Origin of the sequence: Collimonas sp., assembly GCF_035566555.1 — a bacterium.
Classification (GTDB): Bacteria; Pseudomonadota; Gammaproteobacteria; order Burkholderiales; family Burkholderiaceae_D; genus Collimonas.
In genome coordinates, this window is sequence record NZ_DATMRB010000172.1 from 1 (window position 1) to 26,689 (window position 26,689).

General features: G+C 57.0%; 25 protein-coding genes. 14 read left to right on the forward strand and 11 right to left on the reverse strand.

The annotated features are described in order from the left end of the window. The 4 genes from VNZ65_RS21230 to ggt all read right to left on the reverse strand — a co-directional run. Nucleotides 1–637 (reverse strand): LysR family transcriptional regulator (locus VNZ65_RS21230; protein ID WP_325672594.1); only part of this gene is annotated, 637 nt, incomplete at its 3' end. A gap of 123 nt (nucleotides 638–760) precedes the next feature. Further along, nucleotides 761–2,179 (reverse strand): FAD-binding oxidoreductase, encoded by a 1,419-nt coding sequence (locus VNZ65_RS21235; protein WP_325672596.1) that lies wholly within the window; start codon nucleotides 2,177–2,179, stop codon nucleotides 761–763. A 23-nt stretch (nucleotides 2,180–2,202) separates the two neighbouring features. Beyond that, nucleotides 2,203–3,252 (reverse strand): DUF1338 domain-containing protein, encoded by a 1,050-nt coding sequence (locus VNZ65_RS21240; protein ID WP_325672598.1) that lies wholly within the window; start codon nucleotides 3,250–3,252, stop codon nucleotides 2,203–2,205. Nucleotides 3,253–3,509: 257 nt separating this feature from the next. Continuing rightward, nucleotides 3,510–5,171, reverse strand: a complete 1,662-nt coding sequence (gene ggt / locus VNZ65_RS21245; RefSeq protein WP_325672651.1) for a gamma-glutamyltransferase — start codon at nucleotides 5,169–5,171, stop codon at nucleotides 3,510–3,512. Between the two features lie 527 nt (nucleotides 5,172–5,698). On the opposite strand from ggt, the gene recA reads away from it, so the two are divergent. Both recA and recX read left to right on the forward strand, forming a co-directional pair. Beyond that, entirely contained in the window at nucleotides 5,699–6,817 is a 1,119-nt protein-coding gene (gene recA, locus VNZ65_RS21250) for a recombinase RecA (protein ID WP_325672600.1), read from the forward strand. 175 nt (nucleotides 6,818–6,992) lie between these two features. Beyond that, nucleotides 6,993–7,445, forward strand: coding sequence for a recombination regulator RecX (gene recX, locus VNZ65_RS21255; protein ID WP_325672602.1), 453 nt, complete (start codon nucleotides 6,993–6,995; stop codon nucleotides 7,443–7,445). 128 nt (nucleotides 7,446–7,573) lie between these two features. Here the strand turns inward: recX and VNZ65_RS21260 are convergent, their stop codons facing one another. Further along, nucleotides 7,574–8,188, reverse strand: a complete 615-nt coding sequence (locus VNZ65_RS21260; protein WP_325672604.1) for a GNAT family N-acetyltransferase — start codon at nucleotides 8,186–8,188, stop codon at nucleotides 7,574–7,576. 353 nt (nucleotides 8,189–8,541) lie between these two features. Between VNZ65_RS21260 and VNZ65_RS21265 the strand changes: the two genes are divergently transcribed. The 9 genes from VNZ65_RS21265 (at nucleotide 8,542) to VNZ65_RS21305 (ending at nucleotide 17,904) form a co-directional block, all read left to right on the forward strand. Beyond that, nucleotides 8,542–9,153, forward strand: a complete 612-nt coding sequence (locus VNZ65_RS21265; protein ID WP_325672606.1) for a DUF2889 domain-containing protein — start codon at nucleotides 8,542–8,544, stop codon at nucleotides 9,151–9,153. After that, nucleotides 9,150–10,340, forward strand: coding sequence for an ADP-forming succinate--CoA ligase subunit beta (sucC, locus tag VNZ65_RS21270; RefSeq protein WP_325672653.1), 1,191 nt, complete (start codon nucleotides 9,150–9,152; stop codon nucleotides 10,338–10,340). The genes VNZ65_RS21265 and sucC overlap by 4 nt, the downstream gene beginning before the upstream one ends. 83 nt (nucleotides 10,341–10,423) lie before the next feature. Further along, entirely contained in the window at nucleotides 10,424–10,693 is a 270-nt protein-coding gene (locus VNZ65_RS21275) for a GIY-YIG nuclease family protein (protein ID WP_325672608.1), read from the forward strand. Nucleotides 10,694–10,740: 47 nt separating this feature from the next. Beyond that, on the forward strand, nucleotides 10,741–11,622 hold the full coding sequence (gene sucD / locus VNZ65_RS21280; RefSeq protein ID WP_325672610.1) for a succinate--CoA ligase subunit alpha: 882 nt from the start codon (nucleotides 10,741–10,743) through the stop codon (nucleotides 11,620–11,622). 244 nt (nucleotides 11,623–11,866) lie between these two features. Continuing rightward, the gene (locus VNZ65_RS21285; RefSeq protein WP_325672655.1) at nucleotides 11,867–12,631 is read left to right on the forward strand and encodes a Stp1/IreP family PP2C-type Ser/Thr phosphatase; all 765 of its coding nucleotides are present in this window, start codon (nucleotides 11,867–11,869) and stop codon (nucleotides 12,629–12,631) included. A 224-nt stretch (nucleotides 12,632–12,855) separates the two neighbouring features. Continuing rightward, entirely contained in the window at nucleotides 12,856–13,458 is a 603-nt protein-coding gene (locus tag VNZ65_RS21290; protein WP_325672612.1) for an FHA domain-containing protein, read from the forward strand. A gap of 411 nt (nucleotides 13,459–13,869) precedes the next feature. Beyond that, entirely contained in the window at nucleotides 13,870–14,355 is a 486-nt protein-coding gene (locus VNZ65_RS21295; protein ID WP_414649193.1) for a pilin, read from the forward strand. Between the two features lie 231 nt (nucleotides 14,356–14,586). Continuing rightward, nucleotides 14,587–16,359 carry a PglL family O-oligosaccharyltransferase gene (locus tag VNZ65_RS21300; protein WP_325672615.1) on the forward strand — a complete coding sequence of 591 codons (1,773 nt, stop codon included), beginning with the start codon at nucleotides 14,587–14,589 and terminating at the stop codon, nucleotides 16,357–16,359. A gap of 30 nt (nucleotides 16,360–16,389) precedes the next feature. Next, on the forward strand, nucleotides 16,390–17,904 hold the full coding sequence (locus VNZ65_RS21305; protein WP_325672618.1) for an O-antigen ligase family protein: 1,515 nt from the start codon (nucleotides 16,390–16,392) through the stop codon (nucleotides 17,902–17,904). A 19-nt stretch (nucleotides 17,905–17,923) separates the two neighbouring features. On the opposite strand, the gene moaC is transcribed toward VNZ65_RS21305, so the two are convergent. Beyond that, complete coding sequence (gene moaC, locus VNZ65_RS21310; protein WP_325672620.1) at nucleotides 17,924–18,421, reverse strand: cyclic pyranopterin monophosphate synthase MoaC; 498 nt, start codon at nucleotides 18,419–18,421, stop codon at nucleotides 17,924–17,926. Between the two features lie 133 nt (nucleotides 18,422–18,554). Between moaC and VNZ65_RS21315 the strand changes: the two genes are divergently transcribed. Next, nucleotides 18,555–20,060, forward strand: a complete 1,506-nt coding sequence (locus VNZ65_RS21315) for a M48 family metalloprotease (protein ID WP_325672622.1) — start codon at nucleotides 18,555–18,557, stop codon at nucleotides 20,058–20,060. A 97-nt stretch (nucleotides 20,061–20,157) separates the two neighbouring features. On the opposite strand, the gene VNZ65_RS21320 is transcribed toward VNZ65_RS21315, so the two are convergent. The 5 genes from VNZ65_RS21320 to VNZ65_RS21340 all read right to left on the reverse strand — a co-directional run bounded on the left by VNZ65_RS21320 (nucleotide 20,158) and on the right by VNZ65_RS21340 (nucleotide 23,511). Next, entirely contained in the window at nucleotides 20,158–20,754 is a 597-nt protein-coding gene (locus VNZ65_RS21320; protein ID WP_325672624.1) for a DUF2946 family protein, read from the reverse strand. A gap of 1 nt (nucleotide 20,755) precedes the next feature. Continuing rightward, on the reverse strand, nucleotides 20,756–21,727 hold the full coding sequence (locus VNZ65_RS21325) for a YheT family hydrolase (RefSeq protein ID WP_325672626.1): 972 nt from the start codon (nucleotides 21,725–21,727) through the stop codon (nucleotides 20,756–20,758). A 105-nt stretch (nucleotides 21,728–21,832) separates the two neighbouring features. Further along, complete coding sequence (locus VNZ65_RS21330; RefSeq protein ID WP_061943896.1) at nucleotides 21,833–22,264, reverse strand: YybH family protein; 432 nt, start codon at nucleotides 22,262–22,264, stop codon at nucleotides 21,833–21,835. Between the two features lie 76 nt (nucleotides 22,265–22,340). After that, the gene (locus VNZ65_RS21335; RefSeq protein WP_061943893.1) at nucleotides 22,341–22,541 is read right to left on the reverse strand and encodes a zinc-finger domain-containing protein; all 201 of its coding nucleotides are present in this window, start codon (nucleotides 22,539–22,541) and stop codon (nucleotides 22,341–22,343) included. 43 nt (nucleotides 22,542–22,584) lie between these two features. Further along, a complete protein-coding gene (locus VNZ65_RS21340; RefSeq protein WP_325672628.1) occupies nucleotides 22,585–23,511 on the reverse strand; it encodes a branched-chain amino acid transaminase in 927 nt (308 codons plus the stop codon). A gap of 323 nt (nucleotides 23,512–23,834) precedes the next feature. Here VNZ65_RS21340 and VNZ65_RS21345 point away from each other — a divergent pair, with 323 nt between their 5' ends. Beyond that, nucleotides 23,835–25,025 (forward strand): phosphoglycerate kinase, encoded by a 1,191-nt coding sequence (locus tag VNZ65_RS21345; protein ID WP_325672629.1) that lies wholly within the window; start codon nucleotides 23,835–23,837, stop codon nucleotides 25,023–25,025. A gap of 154 nt (nucleotides 25,026–25,179) precedes the next feature. Further along, nucleotides 25,180–26,613: a pyruvate kinase gene (gene pyk / locus VNZ65_RS21350; protein WP_325672631.1), complete on the forward strand. Its 1,434-nt coding sequence runs from the start codon at nucleotides 25,180–25,182 to the stop codon at nucleotides 26,611–26,613. Nucleotides 26,614–26,689 lie beyond the last annotated feature (76 nt).

Below are 26,689 nucleotides of genomic sequence, written 5' to 3' on the forward strand. Positions count from 1 at the left end.
CGTCGGGACATGTCACGCCGACATGGTTGAACCAGTCTTGCCAGGCTTGCGGGCGGGTGGTGTGTTGCAACAAGGTCATGCTGCCGAGGTCTTCGATGCGCTTGATCTGCTGGCTCAACGCCAGGCTGCACACCGGTACTACCTCTTCGCCCATGAGCCGGACCATCACCGCGCCGGGCCAGTTCGGTTCGCCGAAGTGGATGGCGGCGTCGACCGTGCGCTTGTTGAAATCGAAGGGCAGCACTTCGGTGCTGAGGTTCAGGATCACGTCCGGATGGGCTGCCGTGAATTTGGCCAGGCGCGGAATCAGCCATTTGATGCCGAAAGTCGGCAATGTTGCCAGATTGAGCACGCCGCCCGAATTCTTGTGCGCCATCACCTGGAAGGTCGCCATCTCGATTTCTTTCAGGATGACGGCTACCTGGCCCGCATATTCGGCGCCGGCGGCGGTCAGGATCAGGCGCCGGTTGATGCGTTCGAACAGTTTTACCCCGAGATAATCCTCCAGGATCGCGGCCTGCCGGCTGACTGCACCCTGGGTCATGTGCAGTTCGTTGGCCGCCTTGGTGAAGGACAGGTGGCGTGCCGCCGTGTCAAAAGCGATCAGACAGGAGGTCGAGGGGATGAATCTGCGCATTTTTCGTGTTGCCGAGTAGGTATGTGCTGCCGTGCTTGCGATCGAGCAGGCACTATACCAAACGCGCAGCTTTTCAGCCTTACCTTTAGCTTGCATAGACGTTAACCGGCATTGACGGCAGCATTAGCGCGTAGCAGCAAAGCTGGTGACGCCCAGCAAGCGCTCGGGATCGAACACGTTTTGCATCCTTGCCGCCAGCGCCAGTTGTTCCGGCGTCGTGTAACGCTCGTAGAATTGCTGGTTGAACGGGCCGACCCCATGTTCAGCGCTGAAGCTGCCTTTATATTCAAGCACCGCGAGGTCGTAGATTTCCTGGCGCAGGGCATTGATACGCAAAGGCGGGAAGTCGGCGATCAATTGCTCGGGAATCGCCAGGTTGAAATGCAGGCCGCCATCGCCCCAGTGGCCGAAATCGAAGACCTTGATGCCGGCATAGTTGCGTTCCAATATCGCCACGGCATCCTGGCGGAACTGGCCGAGCCGGGAACGCGGCACGGAAATGTCGAAAGCCACCACTTTGCCTTCCTGGCGCACGCTGTCGCTGATGGCGTGGCGGATGCGCCACAGCACCTCGGGTTTGTCGATCACGGCGTCCAGGATGAGATCGCCGAAACAGCTTTCCAGCCAGGCGCCGAACAGCTTTTCCAGGTCGAAATCGGCGCTGCGCGGCCGCGCCGAGCTGAGTTCGATCAGAAAGGCATAAGGCGGCAGCGGCTCGAATGGCGCGGCGATGCCCGGCACATGCTGCAGCACGGATTGCAGGGCATGTTGCGAGATGCCCTCAAAGGCGCTGAGGAAATCGGCGAAATTGCGTTCGGCGTCGCGCAGCAGCAGCGCCGCTGCGTCCATTGAAGCTGGCGCCACCAGGGCGGTGGCGCTTTGCTGCGGCCGCGGGTGTACCTGCAAGACCACCTGGGTGATCAGGCCGTAGGCGCCGCCGGTGCCGATAAAGCATTGCTTCCAGTCGGGGCCGGTATTGTTTTTTCTGAGCCGGTTGGTCAGGTCCAGCCGTGCGCCGGGCGGATCGATCAGCAGCGCTTCCAGCCCCAGGGTGTTGTGGCGCACATCGCCATAGCGGATCAGGCGGGCGCCGCCGGTATTGGCCGCCAGCATGCCGCCCAGCGAGGGATCGGCGCCGAGGTCGATGGGAAAATACAGATCGTGCTTTTCCAGCGCCTGGTTCAGCTCCGACAAGCGGGTGCCGGCATAGGCCTGCACCACGCGATCGACCGGATCGATCTCGATGACGCCCTTGATGCGTTCCATGCTGAGCACTACATCGTGGCCGCTGTGGTCGGGCGAGGATGCGCCTACCAGGCCGGTGTTCGCGCCCTGGGCGACGATGCGGATCTTGTCCCTGGCGCACAGGCGCAGCAGCTCGGCCGCCTCTTCAGTGCTGGCAGGGCGCGCAATGCACAGGCTCTTGCCGCTGCCGTAGCGGGCGCCGTGTTCGTAAGGCTGGCGTTGTTCCGGCGTGCTCAGGCAGCCCTGAGGACCGAGCAGGTCGCTGATTTTTTGCAGGGTCTGGCTGGCGCTTGTCATTGTTGCTTCATCTTTGGTTCGTCTCAGGTATCTGCTGCATTGGTGGCCGGCGCGGCGGAAGCGGTCATTTTGAAAATGCCCTGGGCGTTGCCGCTGTCGAAGGTCAGGTCGAGCTTTTCGGCCTGGCTGTCGGCGTCCAGGTAGCGGTCGCGCGAAATGAATTCGTAGAATGAGCCCGGCACCTTCATCTCGACCAGCACGCCGTTTTCATCGCGCATGGCGCGCGTGACGGTGCTGGCACGGAAGGCGGTCTGGCGCACTCGCCCGTTGCGCGAGACTTCGATCTTTTCCTTGATGGCGCGGCCCAGGGCGCGCTGCGCATCGGCTACCTGCTCTACGTTCGACACGCGGTCGGTAGCATGGTTGAAAGCGTTGCCCTCGGTCGAAATCCAGGCCATCTCGGCCGATTCCGCCAGCAGGGTCTGGTAATCGGCGATGCTCGGCAGCTCATGCTGGCGGTCGAAGCAGGCCACCAGCACCGGCAGCAGCTTTAACGCATCGTTGATAGGCAGCGTTTTGTCCTTGGCCAGTTGCTGCAGCAATTGCGCCGAGTGCGGGTCGACCGGATCCCGCGAAGTCGCCAGAACCCGGTTGACGGTGTGCTGGAATTCAGCCGAGAAATTGTGCGGATGCAGTTCGCTCAGGAAGAACTGGGCGATTTCTTCGGCATCGTCCTCATGGGCGTAAGCGCGGCCGGTCATGCTGATCCGCTGCAGAGGGTAGATGCCGTTGACGCGATAGCCTAGCGGCCGCAGGATGCGGGTGAACGCCGCCTCGCCGGCCGGCAGGGTGCCGGTGCTGATACCCAGTACTGTACGCAAGGCGCCGTGATCGAAGCGGATCTTGTTGCCGGCGCGGACCGAATCCTGGACATAGTCGTTGCCCTGCGGGACGGCTTTCAGCAGTTTCTCGAACAGCAACATATTCAGTGCCTGGGCAATCTCGATGCGCGCCACGCTTTCTGAGCGCGGGCGCAGGGTGCTGGCCGGGATTTGCAGCAGCTCGGATAATTGTTCGGCATGCTCGGCGCCCAGTAGGGAGGCCAGCATGAATTGCAGGTTGGTGGTGGACATGCGCGCTCTTTATCGGAGGAGGATAAGCGCAGTGTAAATTTGATTGGAAGCTTGATAAAACGATTAATTCTGATGGATCAATGCGTTTTTCTCATGCTTCGATCTTTGGGGGAGGTATTTTGAGGGAAGAAGACGGAGGAAACAGTTGCATTCCGATTGAATCCAATTCCGGTACCGCGTGGGCACTGCGCGCCCACCCTACAAAGGCGACATCCCGTAGGGTGGGCACGCAGTGCCCACGCGGTTACCTACACCGACTAGTAACCGATAGCAGCGCCGGCCGGGCGGCGTGTATCGTTGGCGCCGTAATACAGGCCCGGACGAACGATGCCCGAGACGCCGGCGTCATTGCCCGAGCTGGCTGCGGCAACGCCTGCAGCGCCCGGCAAGCCGATCATGATCAGCTCAGCCGCGCCCCAAGGGGTTTGTTCCTTCATCTTGTAGCCCATGCCGTCGAGGATCTTCAAAGTATCCGGCGACAGGCCGCGGGTTTCGTAGTAGACCTCGTCCGGCAGCCATTGGTGATGGATGCGCGGCGCATCGACTGCTTCTTGCGGCGCCATGCCGTAGTCGATCACGTTCAGCGCTGTTTCCAGGGTGATGGTGATGATGCGCGAACCGCCTGGCGAACCCAGCACCATGTAGGTCTTGCCATCCTTGGTCACCAGGGTCGGCGCCATCGACGACAGCGGACGCTTGCCGGGAGCGATCGAATTGGTCGCGCCCTGCACCAGGCCGAACAGGTTCTGCACGCCGGCCTTGACGGTGAAGTCATCCATTTCATCGTTGAGGAAGAAGCCGGTGCCCGGCGCGATCACCACGGCGCCGAAGCGGCCGTTGATGGTGTAGGTGGTGGACACCGCATTGCCATCCTTGTCGACGATCGAGTAGTGGGTGGTTTCAGGCTTCTCGTGCGGCGCCATGCCCGGCTGCACTTCTACCGACGGCGTGGCTTTGTCGGCGCTGATCTTTTCCCGGATCGAAGCGGCGTATTCCTTGCTCAGCAGGCGGTCCAGCGGATTCTTGACGAAGGCCGGGTCGCCCAGGAAGGTGTTGCGGTCCATATAAGAATGGCGCATGGCTTCGGTCATATAGTGCACCGAGGCCGCCGAGTGGAAGCCGAGTCCCTTCATGTCGTAACCCTCAAGGATGTTGAGGATCTGGCACATGGTGGCGCCACCCGAGCTGGGCGGCGGGGCGGAGACAAAGACATAGCCGCGGTAGTTGCACGAGAGCGGCGCGCTTTCGCTGATCTTGTAGCTGGCAAAGTCGGCCGCGGTAATGATGCCGCCGCCGGCCTTGGATGCGCGTTCCACGGCTTCCGGGATCGCTCCTTTGTAGAAGGCGTCAGGACCGTTGCGCGAGATCGCTTCCAGGGTCTTGGCCAGGTCTTTCTGCACCAGGCGGTCGCCCGGCTGCAATGGCGTGCCGTCGCGGCGCAGGAACAGGCGCGCTGCTTCCGGGTCCTTCTTGAACTGGGCGATGGTGGTGTCGAGGATGTCGGTATCGCCGCGATTCAAGATGTAACCGTCGCGCGCCAGCTTGATCGCCGGCTGCATGACTTGGGCGCGGGTCAGCTTGCCGTATTTGCGTTGCGCGCTGTCGAGTCCCAGCACGGTGCCCGGTACGCCGGCCGCCAGGTAGCCGAACAGGCTGGCGTTGGTGATCGCCTTGCCGTTAGCGTCCAGGTACATATTGGCGCTGGCCGCGGCCGGCGCCGTTTCGCGGAAGTTGATGAAGGTATCGCGGCCGTCGGCCAGGTGGATGGTCATGAAGCCGCCGCCGCCGATATTGCCGCAGCAGGGATTCACCACCGCCTGCGCATAGCCGACTGCGACCGCGGCGTCGATGGCGTTGCCGCCCATCTTGAGGATGTCGACCCCGACCTGCGAAGCCAGGTGCTGGGAAGTCACCACCATGCCATTCTTCGCTTCGACCGCGGGCGCGGATGCCGCCTGTACGTTGCCCAGCAAGCCCAGCAGCAGCACCGATGCCGCCAAGGGTTTCAACCAATAAGTAGTACGCATACCTTCTCCCTTTTATTCGGGGGCAAGCCGCTTGCCCCCAGCTTTGAATATGGCGCTCATGTCTTGATCCGGCAGCGCGCTGGCTGCCGGAACAGAAAACAGGCGTCACAATTATTGCACCGCTGCCGTCCGGCCGTTGTGCTTTTTACTTTGCCGGATGACGATATGCGTATTAAGCATAATTTGCGCCTGCATTGCCAGCTGCGATTTCACCAGAAACGGGCATAAGTTCCGGCCTAAATAATGCTGCACTCTGGCAGTTTGCGATATTCCGGATGCAGGAAGAAGGCGTCCGGACATACAATATGGCCACAGGCTTTTTGAAAAAATCACGACAGTGCTTGCATAAATCACTGTTTTTTTATACAGTGCTTACCTGAAGCCTCGAATATATCAACACTTTTGTCGAAAGAGCAACCATGGACGATAAAAAATCCGCAGCCAATCCGGATAAAAGCAAGGCCCTTGCCGCGGCCTTGGCGCAGATCGAAAAGCAGTTCGGCAAAGGTTCGGTCATGCGGATGGACGACGGCGCCGTGGTCGAAGAAGTGCAAGTGGTCTCGACCGGCTCGCTCGGCCTGGACATCGCGCTCGGCGTCGGCGGCCTGCCGCGCGGCCGCGTGGTGGAAATCTACGGTCCTGAATCATCGGGCAAGACCACGCTGACCCTGCAAACCATCGCCGAAATGCAGAAACTGGGCGGCACCTGCGCCTTCATCGATGCGGAACACGCGCTGGACGTTGGCTATGCCCAGAAGCTGGGCATCAACCTGTCCGAACTGCTGATCTCGCAGCCGGATACCGGTGAACAGGCGCTGGAAATCACCGATGCGCTGGTGCGCTCCGGCGGCGTCGACCTGATCGTGATCGACTCGGTGGCAGCCTTGACGCCACGTGCCGAAATCGAAGGCGACATGGGCGATTCCCTGCCAGGCCTTCAGGCGCGCCTGATGTCGCAAGCGCTGCGCAAGCTGACCGGCAGCATCAACCGCACCAACACCCTGGTGATCTTCATCAACCAGATCCGCATGAAGATCGGCGTCATGTTCGGCAATCCGGAAACCACCACCGGCGGCAATGCCTTGAAATTCTACGCCTCAGTGCGCCTGGATATCCGCCGCACCGGCTCGATCAAGTCCGGCGACGAAGTCATCGGCAACGAAACCAAGGTCAAGGTCGTCAAGAACAAGATCGCGCCGCCATTCAAGGAAGCGCACTTCGACATCCTGTATGGCGAAGGCACATCGCGCGAAGGTGAAATCCTCGATCTCGGTTCCGATGCCAAGATCGTTGAAAAGTCGGGCGCCTGGTACAGCTACAACGGCGAACGCATCGGCCAGGGCAAGGACAATGCGCGCACCTACCTGAAAGAACGTCCGGAACTGGCGCGCGAAATCGAAAACAAGGTACGCGCTTCGCTGGGCGTGCCGCTGCTGGGCGAGATCAAGGCGGATGGCGGCGACAAGGCTGATAAAGCCACTACCAAGGCCAATAAAGCTGCTGCAGCCGCAGCCGCCAAGGCTGAGGAACCGGTCTAACATCCTGATTGGTCTCGCTTAAGCAACTAAGCAGACTGATTCGCCAAAGAAAACGCCTTTCATAAAATTCCGCACTGCGGGTTTTTGAAAGGCGTTGTTGTTTGTGGCAAGCTGTCAATACAGTACATAACAAGCTAACAAGCATTTCTTAATACGTATCAACCGGAAAGTGGAGATGGCCAAACTGCAAATCAGCCTGAAGGGCAGGGCGCTGCGCTATCTGTCGGCGCGCGAACACAGCCGCATGGAACTGGCGCGAAAGTTGTCGCGCTATGCGCAGGAAGGCGACGACATCGAAGCCTTGCTAGATAGGCTGGAAGCGGCCAAGCTGCTGTCGCAATCGCGCTTCTCAGAATCCTTGATCCACCGCCGCGCCCACCGCTACGGCAACAGTCGCATCCTCTCCGAGCTGCAAAGTCACGGCATTGATGCCGAATCATTGGTGGATATCAAGGCTGACCTGGCCAGAGGTGAAGTTGCGCGTGCGCGCGAAGTCTGGCGCAAGAAATTCAATCAGCTGCCGGCGGATGCCGCCGAACGGGCCAAGCAGATGCGCTTCCTGCTGCAGCGCGGTTTTTCTCATCGCGCCATACAGGCGGCTGTTAAAGGTGGGGAAGACAACGACTAATAGTGATTCCCACAGAGATTTAGATCTGGCGTCGTAGAGTGAAACATTCCCATTCTACGCAAGTACTACTCTCAAATTTTTCTTGCTGGTGCTTGGGAATGGGAGCTACAACTTGCTGTCACATAGGGTTATCGCTTGTCATGACCAGAGCGGGAATGACTTTGTGCCACGGCGTCGAATTCTTCCGCGTCAAAATTTCCTAAAGTATACAAATTCAACCCATGGCCAATAGATGTACGGCGAAAGTGCATCTGCCTGAAAATATGTTGCATACCCTTTGCATAAGGATTGCAATAGGCGGCAAGTTTAGTATCAATAGGTTGCGCCTTTAGGAACAAATTCATCATGTTTCTCCCATAGCCTTGCCTTCTAAGTTCATATTTGATCGCGCATTTATTAATGAATTTGACGACACTTCCGTCTTTACTCGGGCAACTTGTAATTTGTAGAAAGCCGATCGCTTCGGTCTGATCGGAAAATATCAAAAGCTCATTACATGTGTGATTTGCCTGCTTATTGCCCCGCCATTCGAAGAATTTTAGCCTAGAAAAAAAATGAAGCGACGCAAACAGTGAGAGAAGTATGGTGACATAACCGCCAGAGGAGATAAGCGAATCGGTAAATGTGCCATCCATGCTACCCCGAACTATAAGATCAAAAACGAACGGGATATCGAGGAAAGACGCAGCATCAATAGAAGTATTGGCAAGTAGATTAGAGATGGATGTCGCATCGTCACGCATTGGATTTACTCGGAGTATCGGGAATTCCGAACTATTATAGTAAAAGGAATAGCGAACAACACCATATTTCCATCTGGAAATGTATCGTAATAATTTGTAAGTCTTCAGCAGCACTGGTATAGCATCTTTCAGCGTATCGGGGACTGGCTATTAAAACGGCAGCTGAATCAATGGCGTCTGCCCACGATTACGCTCTGCCCCAATTCTAAAGAGCGCAACGTTATCAGGCGCAATGGCGCATCAAAATAGCGGCGGGCCATAAGCTGTGCTACACTTTTGGGGTTTTTTGCAAACCGCAGGAGCGGCAGTTACCATAGAAACTGTGGTAACGACACGCAAATCAGTCCACCATTATGTCTCTGACACCTTCCATTTCCCGCCGAGCGTTGAAGCACACCCGCGCGATTCACATCGAAGCATTTGTGCGCGATGACGGCTTGTGGGAACTGGATGCGCACCTGACCGATACCAAGCCTTTCGACCTTTCTTTGCCCGCCGGCAACTTACCCGCAGGCGCGCCGCTGCACAGCCTGTGGCTGCGGCTGACGCTGGATCGCCAGTTCACCATTGTCGAGGTCGAGGCAAATTCGGAAGCGGTGCCGTATCAGGACCATTGCAATACCATTAACCCCGCATATGAAACCCTGGTCGGCCTGAGCCTGGTCAAGGGTTTCCGTCATACGCTCAAGGAGCGCATCGGCGGCGCCCTGGGATGCACCCATTTGACCGAGCTGGCGCAGGTCCTGCCGACTGCCGCCTTGCAGGCATTCGGCGGCGAGATAAACCGCGACGCCGATCCGGATTCCGCTGATGGGCAGCGCAAGCCGCCCCAGCTCGATCGCTGTCATGCTTTACGTAGTGAAGGCGCAGTCGTCGCCCAATATTATCCGAAGTGGGCAATCAGCCCACCAGCCGCAGTAGACAAACAAACACATTTATCCAACCAAGCAATTTCATTTAAATAAGTGTCAGAAGGGAAGCTCGCATGAAAATCCATGAGTATCAGGGTAAAGAAATTCTCCGCCAGTTCGGAGTAACGACACCGCGTGGCATCCCGTGCCTGAGCGTCGATGACGCGGTCAAGGCAGCCGAAACACTCGGCGGTTCGGTTTGGGTCGTCAAAGCCCAGATCCATGCCGGCGGTCGCGGCAAGGGCGGCGGCGTCAAGGTTGCCAAGTCGCTGGAACAAGTGCGCGAATATGCCAACCAGATCCTCGGCATGCAGCTGATCACGCATCAGACTGGCCCTGAAGGCCAGAAAGTGCGTCGCCTGCTGATCGAAGAAGGCGCTGACATCAAGCAAGAACTGTACGTCAGTATGGTCACCGACCGCGTCAGCCAGCGCGTGGTGCTGATGGCATCTAGCGAAGGCGGCATGGACATCGAAGAAGTCGCAGCCAGCCACCCGGAAAAGATTCATCAAATCGTCATCGATCCGGCTACCGGCCTGACCGATGCTGAAGCTGACAGCATCAGCACCCTGATCGGCGTTCCTGCCGGTTCGATCGCCGATGCGCGCGTCCAGCTGCAAGGTCTGTACAAGGCTTACTGGGATACCGATTGCTCGCTGGCTGAAATCAACCCGCTGATCGTCACGGGTTCCGGCAAGGTCATCGCCCTGGACGCCAAGTTCAACTTCGACGCCAACGCTCTGTTCCGTCATCCTGAAATCGTCGCTTACCGTGACCTGGACGAAGAAGATCCGGCTGAAATCGAAGCTTCCAAGTTCGACCTGGCTTACATCTCGCTCGACGGTAATATCGGCTGCCTGGTGAACGGCGCCGGCCTGGCCATGGCCACCATGGACACTATCAAGCTGTTCGGCGGCGAGCCAGCCAACTTCCTCGACGTCGGCGGCGGCGCTACTGCTGAAAAAGTCACCGAAGCATTCAAGATCATGTTGAAGAACCCAGGCCTGAAAGCCATCCTGGTCAACATCTTCGGCGGCATCATGCGCTGCGACGTGATCGCTGAAGGCGTCATCACTGCATCCAAGGCCGTTTCGCTGCAAGTGCCGCTGGTGGTCCGCATGAAGGGCACCAACGAAGAGATCGGCAAGAAGATGCTGGCCGACTCCGGCCTGCCGATCATCGCGGCGGACAGCATGGAAGAAGCGGCGCAGAAGGTTGTTGCTGCGGCCAACGGTAAATAATTTAAACGGTGAATAACCAAGATAGATAGTGTCATTCCCGCGAACGCGGGAATCCATTTTACGGAATGGCCAGTTACGTTTACATGATGTCGAACAAGTTGCGAGGTACGTTGTATATCGGCGTTACCTCAGATTTGATCAAACGTACCTGGCAGCACAAAGAAGCTTTTGTGGATGGCTTTTGCGAGAAACATGGATTGAAAGCCTTGGTTTGGTACGAGATTCACGAGGACATGGCCGAGGCAATCAAACGCGAAAAGCAGCTGAAAAAATGGAATCGGATGTGGAAAATTCATTTAATCGAACAATCCAATCCGAACTGGCAAGATTTATATCCCGGTTTATTGAACTAACATGGATTCCCGCGTACGTCGGGAATGACGGATTAAAAAGGAATCGTATGAGTATCCTGATCAACAAAGACACTAAAGTCGTCACCCAAGGCATTACCGGCAAGACCGGTCAATTCCATACCCGCGGCTGCCGCGATTACGCAAACGGCAAGAACGCGTTTGTCGCAGGCGTCAACCCGAAAAAAGCCGGCGAAGATTTCGAAGGCATTCCGATTTTCGCTAACGTTGCCGAAGCCAAGGCCGCCACCGGCGCCAACGTTTCCGTGATCTACGTTCCGCCAGCAGGCGCGGCAGCAGCGATCTGGGAAGCCGTCGAAGCCGAACTCGACCTGGCCATCTGCATCACCGAAGGCATTCCGGTACGCGACATGCTGGCCTTGAAAGACCGCATGGCAAAAGCCGGCAGCAAGACTTTGCTGCTGGGCCCTAACTGCCCAGGTCTGATCACACCGGACGAAATCAAGATCGGCATCATGCCGGGCCATATCCACAAGAAGGGCCGCATCGGCGTGGTTTCGCGTTCCGGCACCCTGACTTATGAAGCAGTCGGCCAATTGACCGCACTGGGCCTGGGCCAGTCTTCGGCAGTCGGCATCGGCGGCGATCCGATCAACGGTCTGAAGCACATCGACATCATGAAGATGTTCAACGACGATCCTGACACCGATGCCGTCATCATGATTGGCGAAATCGGCGGTCCGGACGAAGCGAATGCCGCTTACTGGATCAAGGACAACATGAAGAAGCCGGTGGTCAGCTTCATCGCCGGCGTTACCGCTCCTCCGGGCAAGCGCATGGGCCATGCCGGCGCGCTGATCTCTGGCGGCGCCGACACTGCACAAGCCAAGCTGGACATCATGGAAGCGTGTGGCATCACCGTGACCAAGAATCCATCGGAAATGGCGCGTCTGCTGAAGGCGATGCTGTAAGCGTCGCTTAGCAAGCAAAAAGGAAAGGCCGGCGCAGCATTAGCCGGCCGCACAGGAAAGGGAGCTTCGGCTCCCTTTTTATTTGGCCGGATCATGCGCCTGCGGCGCGATTGTGGCATCCTGAAGCTGGTACTTGGCGGGACTGCAATTTGTCTTGCCGTCCCCGGCAGAACCAAGGAAAATGCTTGTAATCTGGCAACCGCCTAATCTGTATCATCTTTTTTCACCGAACATGTCTCGACATATGCCGCTTGAGTTTGCCGCCAAAACGGATATTGGTATGGTGCGAGTACAAAACGAAGACACCGTCGTCTTCGATGCCGGCTTGCAGCTGGCGATCCTGGCCGACGGCATGGGCGGCTACAACGCCGGCGAAGTCGCCAGCAGCATCGCCACCGTCGCCATCCAGGAAGAAATCGAAAGCCAGCTGCAGGAATATCGCCGCCTACAAAAGCCTGAAGATGAACTGCCGACGCGTCTTTGGCTGATGCAGGCCGTGCGCCAGGCCAACAGCACCATCATCAACGCTGCCCGCCGTGAGCCGGAATACCGCGGCATGGGCACCACCCTGGTGGTGGCTTGGTTCCAGCCCGAAGGCCAGGTCAGCATCGCTCACGTCGGCGATTCGCGTGCCTACCGCATCCGCGACGGCTTGCTGGAACAGCTGACGCGTGACCACTCCCTGCTGCAGGAACAGATCGACGCCGGCCTGATCCGTCCGGAGGATGCGCAGTTTGCGCTCAACCGTAACATCGTCACGCGTGCCGTCGGCATTGATTACCAGCTGGTGGTGGAAGTCCATCAGCATGAAATCCGGGCCTGCGATCTGTATCTGCTGTGTTCAGACGGCTTGTCGGATCGCATCGGCGACGGCGACATCAGCAACATCATCAGCGACGCCCAGGGCGACCTCAAGATGGCATGCACCATGCTTATCAATGCTGCCAACCAGTGCGGCGGGCAGGACAATGTGTCGGTGATACTGGTCAGGGTGGCGCAGAACGAATGAGCCCAGTTGTCAAATTGCCAGTGCGGGCCGCCGGCGATGGAACAGCCGGGGCCACAACATAAATCCCGGATTTTGAGTACGATTGCCCCAAAACAACATTAAACTGGGGTGTGTGCCAGCATGTACGGCCAGATATGTGAATTGTGAGAGTAGCGCCAGCACCAATAGCCGCCAGGATATTGTTTTAATCAACTTACAGATAGCGTTTCCCAAGAGAGATAGGAATGGCGAAGATCATCCTGACCAAAGGCGGCACCGTAATACAAGAGATGACGCTCACCAAAGAGCGCACCACCATCGGCCGCCGCGCCCACAATGACCTGGTCATCGATAACCTCGCCATCAGCGGCGAGCATGCGGTCATCATCACTATCTACAACGATTCGTTTCTGGAAGACCTCAACAGCACCAACGGCACCCAGGTTAACGGCCATCCGGTCACCAAGCATTTTTTGCAGCATAACGATGTGATCCAGATGGCCAGGTACAAATTGCTGTACCAGGTGGATACGGATGAGGAAATCAAGGATAACCGGCCGAAGATGTTTCCGGTGCCGCGGCCGGATGCGACCATCACTGTCTTGGACGGGCCTAGCGCTGGCAAGGAGATGTTGCTGACCAAGGTGCTGACGACCATTGGCCGTCCAGGCATCCAGGTGGCGATCGTGACGCGACGGCCGCATGGCTATGAGTTGACTCACGTCGAAGGGCAGACTTACACCCGAGTGAACGACACGCCGTTGAGTGCCGGCGCGCGGGCGCTTAAGGATGAGGATGTGATCGATATTGCAGGGACTTTGATGAAATTTTCCTGGAAGGTCATATAAGCAGCTGGCAATATCGATATTTATATATCTATCATCTTTATAGCACCAGTCGCTGGCGCATTCCATGACCATGCCGCCGGCCAATATTCGTGGCGTGGCGCGACTCCCGCAAGTTAAGCGTTAAGCCAATGTCCTTTGGCCCGGTAATCCATGAAACTGAGAATAGGTTCCGCTGCAAACCAGATTGCCGTTGTTGTATATGTGCCTAGTACTGGTGAGCGGGGCAGCGTTGAGTAGTCATAGTTTCTTTGTGACAAACTTTGTCAGCGTCGCATCGAAATTCTGCCAAATTTCCTCACTTTTCCAAAAGCATGCCGGCAAAAATCCTCTATTTCCTACTGGCACAGACATTGCTCTATATCCCGTGTAGTGAAGCCCCCTTTTTATCAACCGGAGAAACAAATGAAATCCATGAAAATGATCAAGCGTGCACAGCGTGGTTTTACCCTGATTGAATTGATGATCGTTGTCGCGATTATCGGTATCCTGGCTGCTGTGGCGATTCCTCAGTACCAGAACTACACAATCCGCGCCAAGATGGCAAACGCCGCATCTGCAGCGTCGCCAATCACGCTTGCTGCTTCCGAGTTTTATCAGCAAAATGGCTTTTTCCCAAATGATACCCAATTGCAATCGGCCGGCACCGTTTTTAATCAAACTAAAGAAGTCCAAGCGATTACATCGGCAATTACTCTTGGTGCTACACCTAAAGATGTGATTTCCGTGAAGATGGCGGCCTCTGGTGTCGGTACTGGCGTCGACGGCTTGACATTTACACTAACTGCAACACCTGGTGCTACCGACTCCAATATTCAGTGGGTTGCAAACAACGGCACCGTTACCAATACCGCTGCAGCGAATTACATCAATACAAAAATGAACGCGCAAGGCAGCTAATTTATGCGATTGGCAGAGTGAAAACAATGCCAGTTAGGATGATATTGGTTGTTATGAAGCCCCTCCAAGAGGGGCTTTTTTAATTTGCATTTATCAGGATTGCATGTAATACAAATGCTTTTCTTGTTTCTTGTAATGCATGCTTGTAAACCAGCCTGGACATGTTTTGGTCGTGCTGGCAGACCTGAGAATATCAAAACTAGAGAGTTTCCGGATAAATAGGAAGTGACTGTGACGCAAACTGAAATAGGTAGTGTGAAGCGGATTGATACCTTTAGCTGGATCCTATCCTTGCTTGGCATGTTATGCCTGCTGCCATTCATTCAGCCGGTTCATGATGTTCCGATTTCCTCCTTGTATTCGGAATGGCTGACATTTCTTATATTGTGGGCGGCGCTCCTCATTACATGTTTTCATGGTGATGGAGCAAGTTCGCTAGTGCTTCCAAAGATCGCCTTGGCGGGTTTCTGCCTGCTTGCAGTCATGGCAGTCCAGCTTGTCATCATGCCGCCCGAATATGCGCAGCAGATAATTATCCCGATGTGCTACATGGTAAGCATGTGCGCCGCAATCCAACTGGGATATTGGATACGGCAGCGCGGCCAGATTGAGCGCAGCGTGTTCTGGATCGCGGGCTTCCTGGTCGTTGGCGCCGGTTACACCGTGGCGCTGCAATTTATTCAATTGGCATGGCCGGGCACTTATTACATGCCGTTCATGATGCCCAAAACCATGGGGGCAAATCCTTATGGAAATATTGCACAAAGCAATCATGCGGCAACATATCTCGCCATAGGCTGGGCTGCCGGCTACTACTTGTTATCCAGAGGCGAGCTCCGATTTAGGTTCTATTTGCCGTTTTCATTTCTATTGATATGCGGAATTATCCTGACCGGACAGCGCAGTGGATTGATCTACCTGTCTTGCCTCAGTGTCTTGTTCTGGTGTTTTTCCACGCCAACCGCTACCGCAGGCGGCAGACCTCGTCGCGCGGCGTGGATCTTGAGTACGCCGGTAATTTACCTGCTGACGAACTATATGCTGTCTGGCCTGTTCCGTTATTTGGGGCAAGATTTTGTCGCCGCAACGCAACGTCTGGAGTCTGGCTGGGATGAGCGCTTGCAGATGTTGCGTGTCGGCTGGTCGTTATTCTTACAAGCGCCCTGGTTTGGCATCGGTTGGGGACGTCTGGCTTCTTACCAGTATTCCAGAGCGGATGTATTGGCGACCTTGCCCACAAATCATGTACATAATCTGATCGTGCAGCTACTTGCTGAAACTGGCATTTTTTGTACCGTCGTAGTCCTTGGACTTGTTTTGCTTTGGCTGGCAAGGCTGATAAAAGAGCCTGCTTCGCGGGAAAAAGTGTTCACTATTGGTATGGTGATAGTGCTTGGTCTGCACAGCCTCATCGAATATCCTCTTTGGTATGCTTATTTTCTTTTGCCATTGGGTCTGTTTGCCGGCATGTTCGAATCGCAAGGCATTCGGCTGAAGCTGCGCCCAATCTGGGGCCAGGTCATAGCTAAGGGAATGAGCTTTGCAGCCATCGGCATATTGTCTTGTGCATTTCTGGAAATATTATATGTGACCGACATGCATACGAGAAGGACATGGATACCTTACTCCCCTGTCATGCGCTACATGGAGCGGCTGGAAATGACGAACATGCCGACTCGTTTTTTTTTCAAGCCGTATATAGATTACATTGACAGCACGGGCGCTGATTATAATACTTGGGACTTGCCAAAAAAAATGGCGCTCAATCAGCGCTTGCTGAATACACTCATCAGCAACAATATTATTGTCCGCCAAAGCATCTATCTTGTCTTGGCCGGGCGCGACGCGGAGGCGAAAACGGCATTCTTGCGGATGCGGAAAATATTCCCAGCCAAAACAACCGCTGAAATGCTCGGGGTTATACAACATGCTGCTGGCGTTGCAAAAAATCCTGATCTGACTGCTTTTTCCGCATGGGCTACTGAGCTAGTCGTCCAAAAATAAGCGGGTTATTGCTACCATCAAGGACACGATATGCTCGGGATATTTCGGACAACTGTTTTTCCGGTACTTAATGCCGTCTCGGCCGCATCAGCTAGATTGCAACAGCCCCTTGTAATATTGGTCGTTATTCTGGCGGTAGTTGGCCCTTTATGGCCGTTTGCATTCATAAATGGCACCGGTTTTCATGACAACCAGCGGATTCTCGAAATCATTTCTATCGGGATGGCGCTTCTTTTCAGCTTAGCTTTCCTGGTTCGCGCTTCGCACAGCCGCATTTTGCCAATGTATGAGCGAAGGGCAGTTTTTTTTTTGACGCTATTCTTTTCACTCGGCTTGGTGTCCAGCGCAGTTGCTTATTCGCCGCGGCATGCCTTGTTCGAATGGGCGAATTTTCTGTCGCTGGGGATCACGTCCATGCTGATCGCATCGGAAATGCGCACCAAGGGCGATGGCTTGCTGGATAAAGTGTTGCTGCTGTGCGGCATCGGATCTGCGCTTTACATCCTCCTGGAAATCGTCGTTTATCTCGCGATGATCAACGCAGGCGGCCAGCCCGCGAATGAAATGCTGATCGCGGGTTTCGGCAACTACCGTTTTTTCAATCACGTTCAAACCGTTACTTTGCCCCTGCTGGGCTTGTTAGCCGCTCGTAGCGGCACGGGAAAGAAGAAAATATTTTCCTGGATCGTTATGTCGGCATGGTGGGCATTGCTCTTCCTGACTGCTGGACGTGGTACTTTTTTTGGCATTCTGGCTGGTATGGGAGTGACCGTGATGTGCTTGCGTAAAGCGTCTCTGCCGTGGTGTAAGGTGATGCTGTACTCGGCGCTGCTAGGCTTTAGCGTGTATTTACTGTTTTATGTACTGATCCCGATCTCGTTAGGTCTACAGCCTTTCGGATTTTTGTTTTCCGTCGTCGGCCGGACCATGGCAAATCCGGATTCCAGCCGGTTGCCACTGTGGATACGAGCATGGGAAATGATTGCCGCCCACCCATGGCTGGGTGCCGGCCCTATGCACTTCGCGCATTTCGGACGGTCGGTGCAGAATGGCGCTCATCCTCATAACTGGATGTTGCAGATCGCAAGTGAATGGGGAATTCCGGCTTTGCTCTGCCTGGTCGCGGCCCTTGTTCTCGGATTCAGAAAATTGCTGGCCGCGCGGCGATATCCGGAGCTGAAGGATGGCAAGAATCAGCTGATATTGGCGGCTTGGCTGACCACTGGCGTGGCGATTCTTGTGGATGGTCTGGTGTCAGGCTTATTCGTGATGCCAAGCAGCCAGCTGTGGATTGCGTTGTACATTGGTTGCGCTTGGGGTTGGCTCTGCTCCGTAGCACCGTCAACAGTGGCGACAACCATGCGATTGTCTGCCGTTATGCGCGTAGGTGGCGTAATTAGCGTTACTGTATTGATTTACTTCCTCGGCCACGGTGTGTGGCCGGAAATCCGGAACCTGCCTTTTTACGAAGAACAGAGTCTGCAAAAAGAACTTTACCCGAATCCGGCTTACCATCCGCGTATCTGGCTGGGGGGGTATTTCTGATGAGGAATACGTAAATTCCTCATTCGGCTATCCAGTCTCCCGACTTACCGCCATGCTTTTCCATCACCCGCACATCGGTAATCACCATCCCCCGGTCCACTGCCTTGCACATGTCATAGATCGTCAACAAGCCGATTTGCACCGCAGTAAGCGCTTCCATTTCCACACCGGTCTTGCCTACCGTTTCCGCCTGCGCACGGCAGGTGATGCTGGAAGCTTCTTCATCAATGCTGAAATCGACCGTCACCCGCATCAGCGCCAGCGGATGGCACAGCGGAATCAGGTCGCTGGTGCGTTTGGTCGCCATGATCGCGGCAATCCGGGCAATCCCCAGCACATCCCCTTTTTTTGCCGTGCCAGACTGGATCAGCGCCAGTGTTTCAGCCCTCATGCGAATGCAGCCGCTGGCGACGGCGATGCGGTGGGTGTCGTCCTTGCTGCCGACATCGACCATGTGGGCCTGGCCGGATGAGTCGAAATGGGTCAGGTTTGCTGCTGGCGGAGTTTTGCTGGTCATGGCGGTATTTTCTTTAGATGACGCAAGCAGGCGCGATGCGGATTTTTATCCGCCCGGCGCTGCTTGCTGAATGTGGAACAATTATCCTCTGTTAGTATCATAGCATCGTGATTTTGACCCTAGCCAGCACTCGATGATGCAACCCACGCAAATTCCACGGCGGATACTGTTCACGGCACTGCTGAGTGCCTGTGTTGCCTGGCCGCCTGTGCCGGTAATGGCGGCGCAAAACCTGCCAACCCTGGGCGATACCTCGCGCGAAACGCTGTCGCCGCTGATGGAGCGCAAGCTGGGCGAGGAGGTGATGCACGATATCCGCCGCGATCCGGACTATATGAACGACGCGCCGCTGCTGGAATACCTGAACAATTTCGGCTGGACGCTGGTGGCGGCGCGGCCGGAGGTGCGCGGCGAGGCGGGTTTTGATTTCTTTTTCTTTGCGGTGCGCGATCCGGTCCTGAACGCGTTCGCCTTGCCAGGCGGCTTCATCGGCGTGCATTCGGGTTTGCTGCTGGCGGCGCAGAGCGAGTCGGAGCTGGCGTCGGTGCTGGCGCATGAAATCGGCCATGTGGCGCAGCGTCATATCGCGCGCATGGTGGGTAGCCAGAAGCAGGATTCGATGATTGCGCTGGCGTCGATGCTGCTGGGGATGTTGGCGATGCGTGGCAGCAGCGATGTCGGCTCGGCGGTGATGATGGGCGGCACCGGGCTGGCGATGCAGCGGCAGCTGAATTTCAGCCGCGATGCGGAGCGTGAGGCGGATCGGATCGGTTTGTCTATCCTGGATGCTGGGGGCTTTGACACTAGCGGCATGGTGGCGTTTTTTGGCCGTTTGCAAACAGCTTCGCGCAATTATTCGGATAGCTTGCCGCCGTATCTGTTGACGCATCCGCTGACCACTGAACGTATCGCCGATATCGAGGCGCGGATCCGCGAGCAGCGCTACCGGCAGCATGCCGACAGCCTGGATTTCCAGCTGATCCGGGCGCGGGTGCGGGTGTTGCAGGACGATAGCGAGCAGGGGCGGCGCGACTCCCAGTATTTCTTCGATTCGCAGCTCAAGCAGAATACCAAGCAGCAGATAGTTGCGGCGAAATATGGCATGGCTTTCCTGGCGTTTCAGCGGGAGGATTATGGCCAGGCTGAGCAGTTGCTGCAGGAAGCAGTTGCGGCAGCGGCGCCGGCCAAGCAGAGCCTGGTGCTGACCGACCTGGGGATTGAGATCATGCTGGCGACCAAGCGCGAGGCGGAGGCTTTGAAGCTGGTGCAGCAGGCGCAGCTGCAATATCCCTTGTCGCGCGGGCTGGCGCATCAGTATGCGCGGGTGTTGATTGCTTCCAGGCGCTTGGACGAGGCTACCAAGTATTTGCGCGAGCAGGCGCAGCTGTACCGACAGGACGCGGATGTGCAGGATTTGCTGGCCAAGGCATATTCGGCGCAGGGCAAGCGGGCTTTGCAGCATATGGCTTTGGCGGAGTCTTATGTGCTGACGGGGAGTGTGCCGGCGGCTTTGGATCAGTTGAAGATTGCGCGCAATTCGCCGGATGCGGAGTTTTATGACCAGTCGATGATTGATGCGCGGGAGCGGGAGTTGCAGGAGCGGTGGAAGGATGAGTTGAAGGCTTCCAAGGAGCGCTAGTGTTGTGTGTTGCGGTGTGTGTTTCGAGGGCCGTCAATTGGGGTCAGAGTAATTTACGACGGTGAAGCTGTCGTAAAAAAACTCTGACCCCAATTGACTACGTTTGTCTTGGTTTTGGCACAAAACCAAATGCTGAGGCGATGTTTTTTGCTGCAATTCTTGTAACCGGGATTGTTGTTTCTGCCTGTTGCCAGCTGAGGACGCGTTTGTCTGCTGATGTTGCTAACCATTCCAGTAATATTTCGTCGCTGACGATTTCACCCTCCATGCGCAGCTGCGCCAGGCATTGCGCCAGGTCGCGGTCGTCGACTGCGGCTATCTGGCCTGGGGCGGCCAGCAACAGCCTGCCTTCTTCTGTCAGCATGACTGAATCGATGGCTGACATGGCTTCGCCGGTTTGCAAGACAAAGCCTTGCAGCGGATCGGTATGGGCGATGTAGGGTGTCAGCGCCAGGTCCACATACACACGTTGCGGGCCGTTCTGGAAATACCAGCAGCCTTGCTCATCGGCTTTGTAGTTGCGGTTGATGAAACCGACCAGCGCGGTGTGCATGATCTTGTCGCCTGGCAGGTTTTGCTGCTGCGCCTGTTCGTCGCGCATGCGCCAGGCGCCGCGGGCGTCGAGCGCCAGCCAGCCGTAGCAGTGTGGGACGTTGGGCCATTTCTGCATGGCTTGCAGGACGATCTGGTCCATCTCAGCTCTCTTGCAAGAAGCGCAGCATGCGCTGCGGCAGCCAGTCCAGGCGGCCGGGCGGGCCGCCGACGGCGAAGCCGACGTGGCCGCCTTGTTCTGGATATTCCAGGGTGACGCTGGGAGCGGCTTTGGGCGGCAGGTGGCGTGGCGGCAGGAAGGGGTCGTTCTTGGCGTTGAGCACCAGCGTCGGGATCGTGATGTCGTTCATCACCAGCTTGGCGCTGGCGCGGTGCCAGTAGTCTTCGGTGTTGCGGAAGCCGTGCAGGGGCGCGGTGACGATGTTGTCGAATTCGTAGAGGTCGCGCGAGCGCAGCATTTTTTCGCGGTCGAACAGGCGCGGGAACTGTTGCAGCTTGTCGAGCGATTTGCTTTTCATGGTGCGTAGGAAAGAGCGCGTGTAAACCATGTTGAAGCCGTGCGACAAGGCTTCGCCGCCGCCGGCCAGGTCGAGCGGGGCCGAGATGGCGCAGGCGGCGTCGACGATCTTGGCTTCGTTCTGCGATTCGCCCAGCCAGCGCAGCAGCGCGTTGCCGCCCAGCGAGACGCCGGTGGCGTAGAACTTCGTGAATTGTTTTTCCGCGCGGCTGGCGACCAGCCGGCGCAGGATCCAGTCGACTTCTTCGGCGTCGCCCGAGTGGTAGAAGCGCGGCGCCTGGTTGATTTCACCGGAGCAGCCGCGGAAGTGCGGCACTGCGCCGGCCCAGCCCAGCTTGGCCAGCTGCGCCATCAGGGCGCGGCTGTAGTGGCTGTCGGAAGAGCCTTCCAGTCCGTGGAACAGCACCACCAGCGGCTGTCCGGGCTGGCCGTCGACGAAATCGATGTCGATGAAATCGCCGTCCGGCGTATCCCAGCGCTCACGGCGGTAGGCGACTAGCGGCTTGCTGATGCAGGTTGCAGGGTAAATGGTCTGCAGATGGCCGCCCGGCAGCCACAGCGGCGCCGGATAGGAAGCAGGGGAGATCGAAGAACTCATACGAAAGCTATAGCCTGATCAGTTGGGGACAGAGTAATTCGTCGCACGGCGGCGACTCATAAACTCTGTCCCACAATAAGTCTTTACCGGGTGGAACGCCACTTTTTAATGCAAAGTAGCGCTCGATACCGTTTCTTCGGGCGCTGCCCCCGGGGCGACCGAGGCGTGATGCAGCACGATGCGCCAGCCGCGCGGGGTCTTCATGTAGACGTTGGTGGCCAGGATGTGCATCTCGCGGTCCGCTTCGCTGGCCTGGTGCAGCTCTTCCACCAGGTTATGGATGCTGGTGGACATATTATGGGTCACATGCAATTGCCGCGCCCGGATATGCACGCCGCCGCGCTCGAACAGGGCTTCGAAGGCCGCCCGGATCGCTGCATGGCCATGCAGCCGCGGCGCATTCGGATGGACACAGACGATCTCGTCGTCATCGGCCCAGAGCGCCATCATGGCTTCGATGTCGGCGCGGCTCATGGCGTCGTAAAAGGCGGTTTCGGTTTCTTCTGCTGAACCATGCATAAATTTGACATGCGGCATATAGCCTCCCTGCTGACCCGGATTGAAACAACGACACGCTGCTGCATCAAAAAAGGGAGCTGGGCTCCCTTTTCGATCAGTGTCCGTGGACTACCGCACCCGGTTTCAGGCGGTATTGCGTGCCGCAGTAAGGGCATTTGGCGCTGCCGCTGCTGTCCAGATTGAGGAACACGCGCGGATGCGAGGACCAGGTCGGCATCAGCGGGTTAGGGCAATGCGCCGGCAAATCCTTGCCGTCGAGTTCAACTACTGCTTGCGGGCTTGTTGCTGTGTTCATTTACTTCTCCAGATTGACGATGCGCTAACTTGTAAAAACCGGCTTACTTTCCAACCACGGTAAGCCAGTGTTGATATTTTTCCGACTTGCCTGCCACCACTTCAAAGAACATGGACTGGATCTTTTCCGTGATGGGGCCGCGCTTGCCTTCGCCGATGCTGCGGTTGTCGAGTTCGCGGATCGGCGTGATTTCCGCCGCTGTGCCGGTGAAGAAGGCTTCGTCGGCGCAATACATTTCATCGCGCGTGATGCGTTTTTCGATGACTTCGATGCCGCTATCGCGCGCCATGGTCAGCACGGCGTCGCGGGTGATGCCGTCCAGGCAGGAAGCCAGGTCGGGCGTGTAGATCTTGCCGTTCTTGACGATGAAGACGTTTTCACCGGAACCTTCGGACACGTAGCCGTCGGTATCCAGCAGCAAGGCTTCGTCGTAGCCGTCGGTCAGCGCTTCCTGGTTAGCCAGGATGGAATTGATGTAATAGCCGCTGGCCTTGGCGCGCACCAGCGAGACATTCACATGGTGGCGGCTGAAAGAAGAGGTCTTGACGCGGATGCCCTTGGCCAGCCCGTCCTCGCCCAGGTAGGCGCCCCAGGGCCAGGCCGCGATCGCAACGTGGATGGTGTTGCCCTTGGCGGCGATGCCGAGCTTTTCCGAGCCGATCCAGATCAGCGGCCGCATGTAGCAGGATTCCAGCTGATTTTCACGGACCACGGCGATCTGGGCGTCGATCAGGGTTTGCAGGTCGTAAGGCACTTGCATCTGGAAAATCTTGGCGGAGTTCAGCAGGCGCTGGGTATGTTCCTTGAGGCGGAAAATCGCCGGCCCCTGATCGGTCTTGTAAGCGCGTACGCCCTCGAACACCGCCATGCCGTAATGCAGCGAATGGGTCAGGACATGGATGTTGGCGTCACGCCAGTCTATCAGTTTGCCGTCTTTCCAAATCTTGCCGTCGCGGTCATCCATGGACATGTTCAAGTCTCCAGTAATCGAATCAATAAAATCAGAATTAGCGGGTGTTGCGCTTAAATTGCCTACACATTGCGCATTGCTTGCTTAATATATAACAATGCCGTTGCCGCCCCTAATATCAGCCGGTAGCGCCGCAACAGATGTATTTCTATCTGTTCTAAGAGCGTAAAGTGACATTTTAACGGATTCAACGAAGCCTACTCTGTAGAATATCGGTTTCAGCCATATGGTATTTGCGCTGCGGCAGCTGCCGAAAACGGTGTTTTGACGGTGGTTGCTGGAGTAAAATAGCGGCTTTTCCTCACTAATATTGTCGGATCGACATGAAATTCAATCGACTTAGCGATTTGATCGCGCAACACCAGCTGCAAGGCAAACGTGTTTTTATCCGCGCCGACCTCAATGTGCCGCAAGACGCCGCGGGCAATATTACTGAAGACACGCGCGTGCGCGCTTCGGTGCCGGCGATCCGCCAGGCGCTGGATGCCGGCGCCGCGGTGATGGTGACATCGCATTTGGGCCGTCCGACCGAAGGCGAGTTCAAGCCGGAAGATTCGCTGGCGCCTATCGCCAAGCGCCTGGCGGAACTGCTGGGCCAGCCGGTCGAGCTGAGGCAAAACTGGGTCGACGGCGTGCAAGTGGCGCCGGGCCAGGTGGTCTTGCTGGAAAACTGCCGCGTCAACAAGGGCGAGAAAAAGAATAGCGACGAGCTGGCGCAAAAGATCGCCAAGCTGTGCGATATCTATGTCAACGACGCTTTCGGCACCGCGCATCGGGCCGAAGCGACCACCCACGGCATCGCCAAGTTTGCGCCGATAGCCTGCGCCGGTCCTTTGCTGGCGGCTGAGCTGGATGCGCTGGGCAAGGCCCTCAACCAGCCAGCGCGGCCGCTGGTGGCGATCGTCGCCGGTTCCAAGGTATCCAGCAAGCTGACCATCCTGAAGGCGCTGGCCGACAAGGTCGACAACCTGATCGTCGGCGGCGGCATCGCCAACACTTTCCTGCTGGCGAGCGGCCTGAAGATCGGCAAATCGCTGGCCGAGCCGGATCTGGTGGACGAAGCCAAGGCGATTATCGAGATGATGGCCAAGCGCGGCGCCTCGGTGCCGATTCCGGTCGACGTCGTCTGCGCCAAGGAATTTTCGCCGACTGCCGCGGCAACCATCAAGAACGTCAGCGAAGTCGAAGACGACGACCTGATCCTGGATATCGGCCCGCAGACAGCGGCTACCCTGGCAGCGCAAATCGCGCAGGCCGGCACGATAGTCTGGAACGGCCCGGTCGGCGTGTTCGAGTTTGACCAGTTCGGCGAAGGCACCAAGACCCTGGCGCTGGCAATTGCCGATTCCAAGGCATTCTCGATTGCCGGCGGCGGCGATACGCTGGCGGCGATCGCCAAGTACCAGATTACTGACAAGATTGGCTATATCTCCACCGGCGGCGGTGCTTTCCTGGAATTCTTGGAAGGCAAGACCTTGCCGGCGGTTGAAATCCTGCTGCAACGCGCTGCTTAACTAGAGGGATATTCGTAGAGGAATATTCGGTCACCCCGTCATCCCCGCGAACGCGGGGATCCAAGTTGCAGTCATAAAATGGATTCCCGCGTGCGCGGGAACGACGGGAATGGAATAGCTGCACATTCATCCATGCTGTATTGAAAGGTTTTCCATGCAAAGAGCTACCAAGATCGTCGCCACTATCGGACCTGCATCGAGCGATGCCGACACACTGGCGCGCATGTTCGTCGCCGGCGTCGATGTGGTGCGCCTGAATTTTTCGCATGGCAAGGCACAAGACCATATCGACCGCGCCAAGCTGGTGCGCGAAGTCGCCGCCGCCTGCGGCAAGCAAGTCGCCATCATGGCCGACCTGCAAGGACCGAAGATCCGCGTCGGCAAGTTCGAGCAGGGCAAGATTGAGCTGAAGAACGGCGACAAATTCATCCTCGACGCCGATTGCGGCATGGGCGGCCAGGACCGCGTCGGCCTCGACTACAAGGCGCTGCCGCGCGACCTCAAGCCGGCCGACGTGCTGTTGCTGAACGACGGCCTGATCGTGCTGGTTGTCGAAAAAATCCTCGGTAATGAAATCCACACCATCGTCAAGATCGGCGGCGAGCTGTCCAACAACAAGGGCATCAACCGCCAGGGCGGCGGCCTGACAGCGCCGGCGCTGACCGCGAAGGACATGGATGACATCAAGACCGCAATGAGTTTCCGGGCCGATTATGTGGCGGTGTCTTTCCCGAAGAATGCTACCGACATGGAAATGGCGCGCCAGCTGGCCAACGTCGCCGGCGAAGCCTACGACCACAAGCCGATGATGATCGCCAAGATCGAACGCGCGGAAGCCATCCCTGTTTTGCAAGAAATCCTCGATGCCTCCGACGGCATCATGGTGGCCCGCGGCGACCTCGCGGTGGAAGTCGGCAATGCTGCCGTGCCGGCGCTGCAAAAGCGCATGATCCGCATGGCGCGCGTTTCCAACAAGCTGGCCATCACTGCAACGCAGATGATGGAATCGATGATCGTCAACGCCGTGCCGACCCGCGCCGAAGTATCCGACGTCGCCAACGCCGTGCTGGACGGCACCGACGCCGTGATGACTTCCGCTGAAACCGCTTCCGGCAAATATCCGGTCGAGACGGTGGAAGCGATGGCGGCGATCTGCCTGGAAGCGGAAAAGTCGGAAGACTGCAAGCTGGATGCCGATTTCCTCAATGTCCGCTTCACCCGCGTCGACCAGTCGATCGCCTACGGCGCCTTGTTTACCGCGCACCATCTGCGGGTCAAGGCGATTGCAGCGTTGACCGAATCGGGTTCTACCGCGCTGTGGATGAGCCGCCACAACATCGATATCCCTATTTTCGCCATTACTCCGAGCGTCGCCACCCAGCGCAAAGTCGCCTTGTACCGCAATGTGCAGACTTTCGAGCTGGCCAAGTCGACCGACCGCGAAGCCGTGCTGCAGGCCGCGCAGAACCTGCTGCTGGCCAATGGCGTAGTGCAGCTGGGCGACCTGGTGGTGGTGACCTGGGGCGAGCCGATGGGCCAGATCGGCGGCACCAATGCGCTGAAGATCATGAAGATCGGCGAGTATTGATGCTTAAGACAGTTTTCAATACAGCGTCATCCCCGCGTACGCGGGGATCCATGTTCCGGCCTTAGCGTAGTCGCCA